This window comes from Kitasatospora sp. NPDC088134 (assembly GCF_044741705.1).
GTDB lineage: Bacteria > Actinomycetota > Actinomycetes > Streptomycetales > Streptomycetaceae > Kitasatospora.
Map to the genome: position 1 here is coordinate 235,479 of NZ_JBIUTD010000005.1, position 12,749 is coordinate 248,227.

At 70.8% G+C, this 12,749-nt stretch carries 13 protein-coding genes; 7 read left to right on the plus strand and 6 right to left on the minus strand.

Features of this window, described 5'->3' with window-relative positions:
• The first annotated feature begins 39 nt into the window (after nt 1-39).
• Nucleotides 40-363 carry a hypothetical protein gene (locus ACIOHG_RS11090; RefSeq protein WP_400948178.1) on the plus strand — a complete coding sequence of 108 codons (324 nt, stop codon included), beginning with the start codon at nt 40-42 and terminating at the stop codon, nt 361-363.
• Nucleotides 364-421: 58 nt separating this feature from the next.
• Here ACIOHG_RS11090 and ACIOHG_RS11095 read toward each other — a convergent pair whose 3' ends face one another.
• A complete protein-coding gene (locus tag ACIOHG_RS11095) occupies nt 422-1,282 on the minus strand; it encodes an S-methyl-5'-thioadenosine phosphorylase (protein ID WP_400948180.1) in 861 nt (286 codons plus the stop codon).
• Nucleotides 1,283-1,628: 346 nt separating this feature from the next.
• Between ACIOHG_RS11095 and ACIOHG_RS11100 the strand changes: the two genes are divergently transcribed.
• Together ACIOHG_RS11100 and ACIOHG_RS11105 are read left to right on the plus strand one after the other, a co-directional pair.
• The gene (locus ACIOHG_RS11100) at nt 1,629-2,381 is read left to right on the plus strand and encodes an alpha/beta fold hydrolase (RefSeq protein ID WP_400948183.1); all 753 of its coding nucleotides are present in this window, start codon (nt 1,629-1,631) and stop codon (nt 2,379-2,381) included.
• Nucleotides 2,382-2,610: 229 nt separating this feature from the next.
• Nucleotides 2,611-3,141, plus strand: a complete 531-nt coding sequence (locus tag ACIOHG_RS11105; protein WP_400948185.1) for a GNAT family N-acetyltransferase — start codon at nt 2,611-2,613, stop codon at nt 3,139-3,141.
• A gap of 88 nt (nt 3,142-3,229) precedes the next feature.
• On the opposite strand, the gene ACIOHG_RS11110 is transcribed toward ACIOHG_RS11105, so the two are convergent.
• The 3 genes from ACIOHG_RS11110 to ACIOHG_RS11120 all read right to left on the minus strand — a co-directional run bounded on the left by ACIOHG_RS11110 (nt 3,230) and on the right by ACIOHG_RS11120 (nt 6,674).
• The gene (locus tag ACIOHG_RS11110) at nt 3,230-3,688 is read right to left on the minus strand and encodes a pyridoxamine 5'-phosphate oxidase family protein (RefSeq protein ID WP_400948187.1); all 459 of its coding nucleotides are present in this window, start codon (nt 3,686-3,688) and stop codon (nt 3,230-3,232) included.
• 117 nt (nt 3,689-3,805) lie between these two features.
• Nucleotides 3,806-5,140, minus strand: a complete 1,335-nt coding sequence (locus ACIOHG_RS11115) for a hypothetical protein (RefSeq protein WP_400948190.1) — start codon at nt 5,138-5,140, stop codon at nt 3,806-3,808.
• Complete coding sequence (locus ACIOHG_RS11120; protein ID WP_400948192.1) at nt 5,133-6,674, minus strand: alkaline phosphatase D family protein; 1,542 nt, start codon at nt 6,672-6,674, stop codon at nt 5,133-5,135. Before ACIOHG_RS11120 ends, ACIOHG_RS11115 begins: the two co-directional genes overlap by 8 nt.
• Before the next feature lie 291 nt (nt 6,675-6,965).
• On the opposite strand from ACIOHG_RS11120, the gene ACIOHG_RS11125 reads away from it, so the two are divergent.
• The 4 genes from ACIOHG_RS11125 to ACIOHG_RS11140 all read left to right on the plus strand — a co-directional run bounded on the left by ACIOHG_RS11125 (nt 6,966) and on the right by ACIOHG_RS11140 (nt 10,345).
• On the plus strand, nt 6,966-8,684 hold the full coding sequence (locus ACIOHG_RS11125; protein WP_400948195.1) for a recombinase family protein: 1,719 nt from the start codon (nt 6,966-6,968) through the stop codon (nt 8,682-8,684).
• 359 nt (nt 8,685-9,043) lie between these two features.
• Nucleotides 9,044-9,292 (plus strand): hypothetical protein, encoded by a 249-nt coding sequence (locus tag ACIOHG_RS11130; protein WP_400948197.1) that lies wholly within the window; start codon nt 9,044-9,046, stop codon nt 9,290-9,292.
• Between the two features lie 2 nt (nt 9,293-9,294).
• Nucleotides 9,295-9,792, plus strand: coding sequence for a hypothetical protein (locus ACIOHG_RS11135; protein ID WP_400948199.1), 498 nt, complete (start codon nt 9,295-9,297; stop codon nt 9,790-9,792).
• A gap of 421 nt (nt 9,793-10,213) precedes the next feature.
• The gene (locus ACIOHG_RS11140; RefSeq protein WP_400948201.1) at nt 10,214-10,345 is read left to right on the plus strand and encodes an HNH endonuclease; all 132 of its coding nucleotides are present in this window, start codon (nt 10,214-10,216) and stop codon (nt 10,343-10,345) included.
• Here ACIOHG_RS11140 and ACIOHG_RS11145 read toward each other — a convergent pair.
• Together ACIOHG_RS11145 and ACIOHG_RS11150 are read right to left on the minus strand one after the other, a co-directional pair.
• Nucleotides 10,296-10,829 carry a hypothetical protein gene (locus tag ACIOHG_RS11145; RefSeq protein WP_400948515.1) on the minus strand — a complete coding sequence of 178 codons (534 nt, stop codon included), beginning with the start codon at nt 10,827-10,829 and terminating at the stop codon, nt 10,296-10,298. The two genes, ACIOHG_RS11140 and ACIOHG_RS11145, sit on opposite strands and share 50 nt — an antisense overlap.
• Before the next feature lie 646 nt (nt 10,830-11,475).
• Nucleotides 11,476-12,720 carry a hypothetical protein gene (locus ACIOHG_RS11150; protein WP_400948204.1) on the minus strand — a complete coding sequence of 415 codons (1,245 nt, stop codon included), beginning with the start codon at nt 12,718-12,720 and terminating at the stop codon, nt 11,476-11,478.
• Nucleotides 12,721-12,749: the final 29 nt, after the last annotated feature.

A 12,749-nucleotide genomic window follows, 5' to 3' on the forward strand; every position in this document is an offset into this window, starting at 1 on the left:
ACGGCCGGGCCTCCCCGCCAGTCGGCGCGGAGGTGGTTGATGGACGGACCCGCACTCTCGGCGCGTGAGCTACTGATCCTCCAGCAGATCGAGGCCGAGCTGGGGAACGATCAGGAGCTGGAGCACGCACTGCGCACGATGCGACTGCCGAGGACGGCACGGCTGCGACGCGCGCTGGCGGCCCGACCACGGATCGTCGCTGTGGCGCTCGCCTGCTGCCTGATCCTCTCCTTCGGACTGCTGGGGCTGGCGGTGGCGCTGAACGCCCCGGTGCTGCTCGGGGCCGTAGTGACGGCCTGGGTGGTGCTGCTGGCGACGCTCACCGTCACGGCGGGCGTCCGCCGGCGCAGGAGGCGCCGGTAGCGCCCGGACGGCGACGGGACCGGCCGGCGGTGATCCGGTCGGCCCCGCCGCCGGCCGGTCACAGGCCGGGCAGTCCGGTCTCCAGGTCGTCAAGGGCGTGGGAGCAGGGGCAGTCGCGGGTGGCGGGCAGCGCCTCCAGCGCCGTGAACAGGACGGTGCGCAGCCGGTCGACGTTGCGGGCGAAGACCTCCAGCACCTCGGCGTGGGTGACACCCTCGCCCGCCTCCACCCCCGCGTCCAGGTCCGTCACCAGCGCCAGCGAGGTGTAGCACACGCCCAGTTCACGCGCCAGCACCGCCTCCGGATGCCCCGTCATGCCCACCACCGACCAGCCGCTCGCCGCGAACCAGCGGGACTCCGCCCGGGTGGAGAACCGCGGACCCTCGACCACCACCAGCGTCCCGCCGTCCACCGGCTCCCACCCGGCGCTGCGGGCGGCCCCCAGCGCGGCGGCCCGACCGTGCGGGCAGTACGGATCCGCCATCGAGACGTGCACCACCTCCGGCACCGACCCGTCCGGCAGCACCCGCCCGTCGTAGTACGTCTGCACCCGCCCCGACGTCCGGTCCACGAACTGGTCCGGCACCACCAGCACCCCCGGACCGAACTCCGCCCGCAGGCCGCCGACCGCACACGGCCCCAGCACCTGCCGCACCCCCAACGCGTGCAGCGCCCACACATTCGCCCGGTAATTGATCCGGTGCGGCGGCAACCGGTGCCCACGCCCGTGCCTCGGCACAAACGCCACCCGCCGACCCCCCACCTCCCCCACGAACACCGCATCACTCGGCGGACCGTACGGCGTCTCGACATGCACCTCCGTCACCTCGTCCAGCAACGCGTACAGACCCGAACCACCGATCACCCCCAACTCGGCAAGCGGGGCGCCGTCGGTACGGGGCGGGTGGACGTCGGGCATGGCTCTCCTCGGCTCGGCCGGTGGGTCGCGGCCGGACGCTCCCCCGTCGGGGCCGCCGGTTCGCGGTGCGGAGCGCCCCCGGCGGCGCGGACCGGTCGGCCGCACCCCGTCGTGGGCACGCTCCCACCCTACGAGCAGTCAGGTCCCCCGTCCCGCAAGGGAGCCCCGGTACAGCGCCCGCCGTCCGCCGGCCTGTCCCGGCCGGCCTCGCCCGCCGGCCCGGCCGAGTCTGTCGGCCCCGGTGGGCAAGGAGTGCCCCACGGGCCGGTTACCGGCGGGTGGTGGCCGCGTACAGTGACAGCACTGGTCGGGTGGCAGGGACGGGACGGGTGTGATGGACGGGCGGGTGGCGGTTCACTCCGGTGGCGGTGAGGCGACGGCGGCGCACCGGCCACTGTCCTGGCGGGCGCTGCCGCCGTCGCCGGACGCGGCGGTGCTGGTGCTGCACGGCGGGCAGGAGTTCGGGGCCGGGCGGCCCCCGGCGGTGAACCTGCCGGGGCTGCGGATGCTCCCGTTCGCCAAGGCCGTCGAGCGCGGGGCGGCGGCCGTGCCGGGCCGGTCGCTGGCGGTGGGCACGGTGCGGTACCGCTGCCGGGGCTGGAACGGCGACCGGGCGGACGCGGCCCGGGACGCGGAGGCCGCCCTCGCCGACCTGGCCGAGCAGTTGGGGCCCGTGCCGATCGTGCTGATCGGTCACTCGATGGGCGGGCGGGCCGCGTTGCGGGCCGCCGCCCACCCGTGCGTGCGCGGTGTGGTGGCGCTCGCCCCGTGGTGCCCGCGGGACGAGCCGACCGAGCACCTGCGGGGCCGCTCCGTCCTGATGCTGCACGGCGACCGCGACAAGGTCACCCCGCCCGCGGACACCGACCTGTTCGCCCTGCGGGCCCGCGACCACGGGGCCCGGGTGGCCGGCTACCGGGTGCACGGCAGCGGCCACACCCTGCTCCGCCGGGCCGGGGACTGGCACCGCAGCGCCGCCGGGCTCGCCCTGGGCCTGCTGGGGCTCGGCGAACTGCCCGCGGAGGCGGGCGCGGCGCTCGCCCTGCGGGACGGCTCCGGGGACGGGCTGCACATCCCACTCGCCACCGGTCGGCGCTGACCCACCACCGGCCTCCGGCCCTCGGCCCCGGCTCGCCGGAGCCCCGCCGAAGCCGGGCCGGAGCCCTTGGCGGGCCTGCCCCGGGCGGGGAGGCGACGTCCGGGTGACCGGGTGGTGACAGCTGGTGCGGAACCGGCCTCCGGCTCGACTCGGGCGGGCGGGGGGCGCACACTCCGGTGAGGGGAGACGTGTCCGCCGAGCGACGGCGCCGACCGAGGAGGACCCGCCCATGGGGATCAGGCTGACCACCGATCGGCTCGTCGTCCGGGACTGGACCCCGGACGACGCCGAGGCCGCGCTGGCCGTGTACGGCTCGACGGACGTGGCCCGCTGGCTGACGCCCGTGATGGACCGCGTCGCCGATCCAGAGGCGATGCGCACCGTGCTGCGGGAGTGGGTCCGGCAGCAGGCCGAGCTGCTGCCGCCGCGCGGCCGCTGGGCGGTGGAGCGGGTCGAGGACGGGCGGGTGATCGGCGGGCTCGGCATCCGCCCGCTGCCCCCGTACGAGGAGGACCTGGAGATCACCTGGCAGCTCGCCCCCGAGGCCTGGGGCCACGGCTACGCCACCGAGGCGGGGCTGGCGCTGCTGCGCTGGGTCTTCACCCAGGACATCGAGGAGGTCTTCGCGGTGGCCCGACCCAAGAACGACCGCGCGCACGCCGTCGCCCAGCGCCTCGGGATGCGCTGGGTCGGCGAGACCACCAAGTACTACGACCTCAATCTCCAGGTCTACCGCATCCGCCCGGCCGACCTCCCCTGAGCGCGTCCCGGAGCGCCCGCCCCGAAGCGACCCTCCCGGAGCGGCCGCCCCGGAGCACCGTCCCCGGTCGGGGACGGGGTGCAGCCGGTTACTCCAGCCACGTCCCGGCCCGCATGAGGAGCCGGCCGCGCTGCTCCGCCCCGCCGCGCCAGGCGCGGACGGTCTCCGGGAGCACCCGCAGGTACAGGTGGGGCTTCTGTTCGGTGCGCGGGTCCCAGCCGAACTTGGCGGTGTAGGACTCCGCCGCTGCGGGCGCGTCCCCGGTGGGGAAGCACTCGGCGGTGCCCTGGAGCAGCACCACGTCGTGGGTGTCGGGCAGTGCGAGGCGGACCCGGGGGTCCTCGCGGGCGTTGCGTGCTGTCAGGGAGGCGGCGGCGGTGCACAGCCACACCGCCCGCCCGTCCCAGCGGAACCAGAGCGGGACCTGGTGCGGCCCGCGTTCGGGGTGGGCGGTGGACACCCAGAGGTCCCGCTCGGTGTCGAGCCGTTCGAGCGTGTCGCGCCTGCGCTCCGCCGTCGTGCGGCGGACGGTCTTGGTGTTCTGCACGGGCCCCGACCGTAGTCGGCGGTCCCGCGCCCCGCATGGGGCGCGGGACCTACTCCTGACGCCCCCGCACTTCTCCGTCCTCGGGCCGACCCCGACGGGGGGCCGGCCCTGCGGGCGTCACCAGTCGGAGGCGGTGGCGCCCAGGCCGAGCAGGACCTGGTCGAAGCCGTTCCCGTCGGCGTCGTCGGTGTAGGAGAACGCGAGGGCGCCGAACGGGGAGGAGGCGACGGCGAGTTGCTCCTGCCGTCCGGCGGTGTCCCGGCTGACGGACTGGGCGGGGAGCCGCCCGGTGAAGGTGCCGTCGGGGTTGAGGCCGCGGGCCCGGACGGCCGGGTCAGTACCGGTACCAGGGCCGGTGCCGGTACCGGTACCGGTACCGGTGACGCTCCAGCCGATCACGGCGTTGCGCTGGTCGTCGATGCCGATGGCGGGCTTCCCGGCCCCGGCCCCGTCGGAGACCTCGACCTCGGCCGAGCCGGGGGTGCCGTCGGCGGTGAAGGACCTGGCCCAGACGCCCCGGGTGCCGGTGTGGTCGGACTCCCAGGCGACGGCGAAGTCGCCGTTGAAGTCGGCGGCCACGGCGGGGTGTTGCTGCTGTCCGGCGGCGATGCCGTTGGCGCTGCGGCGGGTGAGGGTGACGGCCCCGTTGGCCTTGGCCAGCCCGACCAGGCCGATCTGGTAGTAGCCGTTGCCGTCGGTGTCCTCGGCCCAGACCACGAGGGCGTCGCCGGAGGCGGAGGTCGCCACGTCGGGGTCGTGGTGCGCGCCGCCGGTCGCGTTGACCGTCACCTCGTAGGCCTTGGTGGCGGTCCCGGTGAACCCGGCGGCCTTGACGGTGGCGGGCGCGGTGCCCTGGACGTCCTCCCAGACCACGGTGAACGCGACGGCGGTGGTGCTGCCGGGCGCGCCGTCCGGGTCGACGGCGACGCGCGGGTGGATCTGCTGGCCGTCGGTGTTCGCGTTGGCCCGGCCGGAGCCGAGCAGCGCGCCGGTCGGGGAGAGCACCCGGTAGGCGATGTTGTAGGAGCCGTTGCCGTCCGGGTCCTCGGCCCACACCACGACGGCGTTGCCCCGGTCGTCGAGCCCGACGTCGGGCTGCAGGTGCCGCCAGGTGGTGCCCGCCGTCCCGCCGTTGGAGAGCTTCTGCTCGTAGCCGGAGACCCCGTTGTGGTAGGTCCGCACCCAGACGTCGCTGTGCGCGTCGTCCTCGGGGGCGGTGGTGTCGCGGTCGTCCTCCCAGACCACCGCGGTGTCGCCGCGGCGGTTCGCCGCGATCGCCGAGCTGTCCTGGTCGCCGGTGGCGTCGCTGTTGGCGGTGGTCCAGGAGGTGGGGCCCGCCGCCGCGGCGGGCCCCACCAGTGCGAAGGCAGTGGCGAGGGCGGCGACGAGGGCGGCGACGAGGGTGGCGGCGAGGGCGGCCGCGGCCGGGCCGAGTACGGAGAGCTTACGCATCGGCCAACCCCGGCTGTCCGTCGTGGATGAGGAAGGTGCGGGCGGTGGTCGCCGCCGCGCCGTGCTCGGTCACCGTCGCCACCGAGCGGAAGTCGGCGGTGATCTGCGCCGGGGTGATCCGGGTGCGGACGTAGCCGCGCCGGTCGGAGTAGAAGCGCAGGTGCGGGTTGAGCGCCCCGTTGGGGATGGCGGTGGTGGCGCTGCCGTTGCCGCCGCTGGTGATGGAGGTGCAGACCAGTTCGGAGCCGATCGTCGCGGAGGACGGGTTCGCGTAGTCGGCCTTGAGGTCGTTGGCCCAGGAGGAGTGCACGTCGCCGGTGAGGACCACCGGGTTGCGCACGCCGCGGTCGACGATGCCCTGCTGGATGCGGGCCCGGCTGGCCCGGTAGCCGTCCCAGGCGTCCATGTTCATCGCGCCGGCCGCGTTGACGTTGCGGGCGAAGAACACCTGCTGGCCGATCAGGTCCCAGGTGCCGAGCCGCTGGCCGAGGCCGTCGAGCAGCCAGCTCTCCTGGGCCGCGCCGGTGATCGAACGGCTCGTCAGGTCGGCGTCGGCGCAGACCTTGGTGCCGTCGCCGCAGGCCTGGTCGTCGCGGAACTGGCGGGTGTCGAGCAGGTGGAAGGTGGCCAGGGTGCCCCAGCGGACCCGGCGGTAGAGCTGGATGCTGTTGCCGTTGGGCGTGGCGGCGGCCCGCAGCGGCATGTTCTCGAAGTAGGCCTGGTAGGCGGCGGTGCGCCGGGCGGTCCACTGGGCGGCCGTCAGGACGGGGCTGTTGTCGGCCCGGACCGTACCGGCGTAGTTGTTCTCCACCTCGTGGTCGTCCGGCACCACCAGCCAGGGCGCGATCGCGTGCGCGGCCTGCAGGTCCGGGTCGGTGCGGTAGAGGGCGTAGCGGCGGCGGTAGTCGGCGAGCGAGACGATCTCGCTGCCGAGGTGCTGGCGCACGCCGCCGGTGCCGGTGCCGCCCTCGTAGATGTAGTCGCCGAGGTGCAGGATCACGTCGGGGCGGTCGTCGGCCATCCGGCGGTAGGCGGTGTAGTAGCCGCTCTCGTAGTGGGCGCAGGAGGCGAAGGCCATCGTGAAGTCGCGCCCGACCGTGGTGGGCGCCGGCGCGGTGCGGGTGCGGCCCACCGGGGAGATGAACCCCTGGGCGCGGAACCGGTAGTAGTACTCGGCGTCGGGGGCGAGCCCGCCGGCCAGCACGTGCACCGAGTGGGCCTGGGCGTAGCGGGCGGTGACGGTGCCGGAGCCGACCAGGGTGGTGAAGTTCTGACTGGTCGACAGCTGCCAGTCGACGGCGACGTCGGCGTTGGGCATGCCGCCCTGGCCGTCCGCGTCGGTCGGCGAGGGGGCCAGCCTGGTCCAGAGCACCACGCTGTTGTCGTCCGGGTCCCCGGAGGCGACGCCGAGCGTGAAGGGGAAGGGGGTGGCGGCGGTGGCCGACGGCAGTGCCGTCGCCCGGAGTTGGAGCGCGGCGGCGCCCGCGGTGGTGAGCCCGCCCAGGAGGAAGATGCGGCGACTGAGGTTGCTCATGACAACCCATGCTCGCGGGCCGGAGTGAACTCCCGCCCCTGCGCCGGGGTCGGCCACGTGACGCGGTGGCGACACGCACCCTCCCGGGCGGGCCGACACGCACCCGCCTGGGCGGGCCGACGCCTCGGTGGACGCAGCAGCCGACGCCTCAGTGGACGCAGAACTCGTTGCCGGCCGGGTCTCCCAACACACAGAACTGGATGTTCTGGAGTGTGAGAGATGGCAGCGGCATCTGTGCAGGTCAGGGGCTCGGAGCGCATCGCTGGGAAATCTTCCCCCTCCCCACGCTGTATGGAAGACTTCCGCAATCCGTTGTCCGGCACAGTGTTCAACGAGACTCTTCGGGGTGTTCGTTGCGTCCGCTTGTCCGTACTGACGGACGAGACCACCAGCCCCGAGCGGCAGCGCGAGGCGGACGACCAGGCAGCCGCAGCGCTGCACATCGACTTCGGGCAGGGTGACGCACTCCGGGAAGCGGTGGACCTCGACGTCAGCGCGTCCAAGACGAGTCCGTTCGACCGCCCGCAGCTCGGCCAGTGGCTGAGCAGCCCGGACAGCTTCGACGCCCTGGTGTGGTGGCGCTTCGACCGCGCCATCCGGTCCATGGGGCACATGCACGAACTCGCCAAGTGGGCGAGGGAACACCGTAAGGTGTTGGTCTTCGCCGAAGGTATCGGCGGCGGGCGCCTGGTGTTCGACTTCCGCAACCCCATGGACCCCATGGCAGAGCTCCAGATGCTCATGCTGGCGTTCGCCGCACAGGTCGAATCGCAGTCGATCAGTGACCGGGTTACCGGCGCCATGGCTGCCATGCGCAAGATGCCGCTTCGGTGGCGTGGCGGCGGTCGTCCGCCGTGCGGCTACATGCCCGCCCCCATGCCCGAGGAGTTCGGCGGCAAGGGTTGGACCCTGGTGCCCGACCCCGACGCGGTCAAGGTCATTGAGCGCATCGTCCGGGAACTGCTGGAGGGTGTCACGGTGTCCGCCATCGCAGCGGGACTCAACACCGACGACGTACTCAGCCCGCGCGACTACTGGTCCGTCAAGAACGGGCGCAAGCGGGGCGGGAAGACCGGCGGAGCGAAGGGCTCTCACGTCGTGGTGGACGTGTTCAAGTGGACCCCGGCAGTCATTACCCGGATGCTCCGCAGTGAAGTGCTGATCGGGTGGAAGCTGCACAACGGCAAGCCCGTGCGCGACGACCATGGCAACCCGGTGATGTGCACCCCGGAACCGATCCTCACCCGCGAGGAGTTCGACCGGATCGGCGCCGTGCTTGACGAGCGCAGCATCGAGAACGGCGAGCGGTCCGACACGGAAGCGCTGTTGCTGCGGGTGATCCACTGCGATTCGTGCGGTGGGCGCATGTACCTGAACCGGCAGGAGAGCAAGAAGAACCAGGCGCCCGTCTACAAGTGCAACCACCATGCCCGGGGCGACAAGTGCGAGGCACCGTCGAACGTCCGCGGAGACTGGGCAGACGACCACGTGGAAGCCGAGTTCCTGCGGCTGGTCGGCCCCATCCGGGTGAAGACGGTTGTAGAGGTGCCCGGGTACGACCCCACGCCGGAACTGAACGCCACCGTGGCCGAGTTCGCCGAGCACCAGAAGCAACAGGGGCGCCAGAAGTCCCGACACGCTGCGGCGGAGTGGCAGAAGCGAGCCGACGCGCTCGACACCCGCATAGCCGAGCTGGAGTCCCGCGAGAAGACCGAGCCCACCCGGATCGTGACCGAGACCGGGCGAACCTACGCGGACGACTGGGCATCGGCAGATCTGGCGGGCCGGCGACGGATGCTCATCGAGGCTGGGGCCCGGCTCGACGTGAAGCGGGGCACCCGGGGCGGATGGCGGACGCTCGACACCCGTCGGGTCACCTTCACGATCACGGGCGAGCTGGACCCCGCTATCGAGGAGTTGGCGGGCCTTCGCGCCGAGCTGAGTGCCACCTCCGAGACCGCCCCCACCGAGGGCACCCGGGTCCGCCTCGCCGAGCCCGTTGCGGCGTAGCCCACAGCGGGGGTGGTGATGGGGTGACGCTGATGACGGTGATTTCAGTTTTCTCTAGATGTTGAGTGTCTAAGAGAAACAGAAATTTGCCTCACCAGCGTCACCCCGTCACCGTTTCGGGGGCGCGGGAAAGGTCTGCGCTCTCCACAACAGTAGGGCGGGCAAGCCCACTGGGCGACGATCATGGGAATTCGTCCCCCTCTTCCACCTCCGAGAGTGCAGGTCTAGCGTGCGCGCCACTGACGGGCCCGAAGGACCGAGTATCCGTACCTCTCTTGCTGCTCTGCCCGTGCACCACACCCGCTGACCCTCAGGGACGTTCCCATTTCGCCGACAGGCGACCAACCGGAGGTAACTCTGTGACCAACCCTGGCACGCCCAAGTGCTCCTACGAAGACCGGGAGAACGCAAAGCTCCACAGGAGCGCCGACGCTTTCCGGTACAGCGCCGACATGGAGCACCTTGCCAAGCTGAAGCGCGACCACCCCGAACAGTACGACCAGGTCAACCCGATCAGTCGTATCTCGCTCGGCCACTACGAGATCGCGAAGGCTTCCGCCATGCAGCTCGGCCGCAGCGTTTCCGCCCCCACCGATCGCGAGGTCTGAAAGTGAACCCTGACGTTTCCAAGGCGGCTGACAAGCTCGCCAAGCTGCGCGCCCAGGCGGACAAGCTCACAGCTCCACTCGCGGAGGCCGAGGCAACTTTGGCGGGCGCCGAAGCGGTCGAGCAGGCTCGCCGTGCCGAGCGTGCCATCGAGTACGACCGTGCGTTTGTCAAGACGTGGATGGCGCAGGCCGAGGGTCGATCCACGCGGGGCAACGAGCTGCATGCGGAGTTCCTTGAACTCCTTTCCGCTGAGCCGTGGTTCAAGGCATATGTCGCACACCGTGCCGAACGGTACAAGCGCGAGAAGATCCTGACCGCCGCACAGAATGCACAGTCCCACCTCGGTGACCCGCCGACCGTTCCAGAGCCGCGCCGGTACGACCTGCGGATCATCGAGGACATCACCAGCGCGGTGGAGAAGGCAGCCGAGGCCATCGGTGCGGCCTTCTCAGAGGAGCTGGACGCCGCCAGGAACGCCTACGTCGAAGCGACCGACTGACATGGCCGTTGACGCGCTCGAACCCGGCCCGGACGGTACCTATCCACACTTTCCCCGGGATGCGCAGGGTCGGCCGGTCTGGTCTGATGCACCAACTGGCCTTCCAGCACGCAATGGTGGGGCGCCAATGCCACGAGGAATCCAGCCGATGAGCGACCCCAGGCACCCCGGCCGGCTGCTGGCCGTCGACGTGACGCCCAGACGTCCGGACGGCAGCCCGATTGATCCGCCGGTCATTCCACCGGGCCCGTAGACCGGCTGCACAAGTCGGAAGTCCCCTGTATCAGGAACTCTACGGAATGGCTGATACAGGGGACTCGTCGCCACTACAGCGGCGTGGAACGGCTTCGCCGGCGAGTCGACCGAGCGGGCTCCGCGGTGTGCGGGCTGTGCGGCGAGGTTCCCCGCCGAGCTGGTCGACGTGGACCACCGGCAGCCCCTCGCCCTCGGCGGCGAGGACACCGACGACAACGTGTGGTCACTATGCCGCGAGTGCCACAAATCTAAGACTCTTCGGGACTTCCTTCCGAGGGCTCCGGCACGTACACCGTAAACCCGCTACCGCCAGTATTCTCAAGCAACCGCTGGGACCGTCGTGCCTCTTCGGCATTGAGATCGCTCTCGGCCCGAATCCTGCGCAGGCGTGATTCCATCGCCTTCGCTTTGGCTTCCTCTATTTGAGCCTTGGCCTCCTCCGTCTGTGCAAGCTGCTTGTAGCAACTAGTTCGGATTCGCAGGACGGAACTCGGAGCCCAGTAGACCAGAAATAGCGCATGCTGTGCATCTAGATGGAAGATGAGATCGAACCACACCGGCGAGCCCATGTGCATGCCCGTCAGAATTGGCCTATCTAGCCGCTCATCCATGAAGTGAATTAGTTCCTTTTCACTCCCTTCCGTCCAGCTAGATTCCCCCCGCATTTCTTGGTAAGAGATCCACCCAATGAACCAGCTGAGGTCATTAAGGACCTTGCCCATCCGAAACAGATCCGTGGGGCCATATTCGGACTGAAAACGCACAGTGACCGGATCGCTCATTGCTGGTACCTCGCACGCTGTTCTTCCTTATATGGTCCGCTGCTGGCTCGATCCGGGCGACTCGGGAGGTTACTTCTGCCACGAAGACCCCGCCCCCCGTGCTCAGCCCCCGGGTGCCCCGAGCTGACCGCCCGTGGTGGTCGCTGCCCCAAGCACCAGGCCGAGGCGGACGCACAGCGAGGCACACCAGGCGGAAGCGCGTACGGCCCTCGCTGGCCCCGCATCCGTCGGGCCTACCTCTACGCCCATCCGTGGTGCGTGCTGTGCGCGAGGCAGGCGACCACCGCGGACCACCATCCCAAGTCGCGCCGATCGCTGGTTGCCCGAGGTGTGACCGATCCGGACGCGTGGTCGCGTCTTCGTCCGCTGTGTACGCAGTGTCACAGCCGCGAGACCGCTGTTCATCAGCCCGGAGGTTGGGCGAGTGAGCGTGTCAAGCCTGCCCGAGGCCCTGACCTGCGCTGATACCCAGGGGGGTGACTCCCTCCCGGTGCCATAAGGCGCGGCAGGGAGGGAAAAGACTCTCGCCGCAGGTAGAGCCGTTTGCGCGGGGCGTTACAGGCAAGAGAGTCGCAAAGGCCCCGCTCTGTCTTCCCTCAGGGATACAGAGCGGGGCCTTTCTGCGTTTGTGAAGAACCTCCCGTACTCAGCGCGGAGCCGCCGGGAGGTGAGCGGCCGAACGCTTGGCCACATCGCGCGCACGGAATCCGAAGCTGATGAGGGTCACGCGTTCTCCGGCGCCAAGGGGTGTCCTGCCGTGCGGGGTAATCGCCCCATCGAACACGACGCATTCGCCCGCTGCGAGATCGCAAGCGCGGTAGCCGTCGGCACCGATGAAAACAGTGGTGCTCACGGTGGGAGTCGCCGCGGAACGCTCGTGCTTGAGGCACAGGATCAGGTTGGCCTCGCCGAATCCGAACTCGTCAACGTGGAAGTCGAGGAACTGCCCCTCCTCCAGATAGGCGATATAGACGCCGTTGTGCGGCTGCTCGACTTCCAGACCGGTGGACTCCGTGACGACTGCGGCGAGATCGACTTGCCCGGCGAACCGGTTCGCGGCATCGCCCACGGCTGCGTTCCACTTGCCGTTGTGAAGGTAGCCGTTGGCGGTCAGGGTCTCCTCGGCCTCCTGCGCCATCGCGGTGATCAGCTCGGCCGGGAACGGCTGGTCGCGCAGGTGTCGCGGGTGGACTCGCTGATGTGCGGTCAGCCCGCGTACGGCGCCTCGGATGCCGGGGAAGTCTTCTGCCCACCGGTCAGGATTCCGGGCCGTGGTGTGGGACTGGAGCCACGAGGTCCATTGGCCGTTCCACTGGCGAGGCGCAGTGTCGTCCGCTCCCGGTGCGGCGGCGCGGTCGATCAGCAGTTCCACCCGCGAGAGTGCTGCCTGCGTGGACCCGACAAGCTCGGTGTCGCCCTTGGCGATCCGCAGTCGCAGCGCTTCCCGGAGATGGGCCTCGGCACCCGCGAGGTCGCCGCGCTCCATCAGATACTTCCCGGTGTGCTGGAGCGCGAAGTCCACCAGTTCCGGGTGTTGGCTCCGCGCGGTTCCCAGGGCGCTGCGGTAGAGCGCATCCGCAGTCCGCATGTCGCCAGCGTAGCGGTGGGCGTCGCCGAGGTTGAGCCCGGTGGCAATGACGGCCCGGGTGTTTCCGCTCGCTGCGGCCAAGTCGAGCGATTGCCGCAGGAACGTCAGGGCCTCCTCGTGGTGGCCCAAGCACATCTGACCGACACCGATCCATCTGGTCAGGACCCGGGTGCGGGCGGGGTCGGTTCCCTCGGGCAAAGCCCTTAGGTCGTTCTGGAGTTGGCCGACCGCAGTGGTCAACTTGCTCCGGTCGGTCGGGACCATGCGCAGGCCGGCGTCTTGTGTGATGAGGTGCTGGAGCACCGGACCCTCCTCGTTCGGTTCTGCTCAGG

Excerpts from the sequence above, each read along its gene's own strand:
- ACIOHG_RS11120 (WP_400948192.1), bottom strand. The coding sequence starts at position 6,674 with ATGAGCAACCTCAGTCGCCGCATCTTCCTCCTGGGCGGGCTCACCACC.
- ACIOHG_RS11105 (WP_400948185.1), top strand. The coding sequence starts at position 2,611 with ATGGGGATCAGGCTGACCACCGATCGGCTCGTCGTCCGGGACTGGACC.
- ACIOHG_RS11090 (WP_400948178.1), top strand. The coding sequence starts at position 40 with ATGGACGGACCCGCACTCTCGGCGCGTGAGCTACTGATCCTCCAGCAG.
- ACIOHG_RS11145 (WP_400948515.1), bottom strand. The coding sequence starts at position 10,829 with ATGAGCGATCCGGTCACTGTGCGTTTTCAGTCCGAATATGGCCCCACG.
- ACIOHG_RS11115 (WP_400948190.1), bottom strand. The coding sequence starts at position 5,140 with ATGCGTAAGCTCTCCGTACTCGGCCCGGCCGCGGCCGCCCTCGCCGCC.
- ACIOHG_RS11125 (WP_400948195.1), top strand. The coding sequence starts at position 6,966 with ATGGAAGACTTCCGCAATCCGTTGTCCGGCACAGTGTTCAACGAGACT.
- ACIOHG_RS11095 (WP_400948180.1), bottom strand. The coding sequence starts at position 1,282 with ATGCCCGACGTCCACCCGCCCCGTACCGACGGCGCCCCGCTTGCCGAG.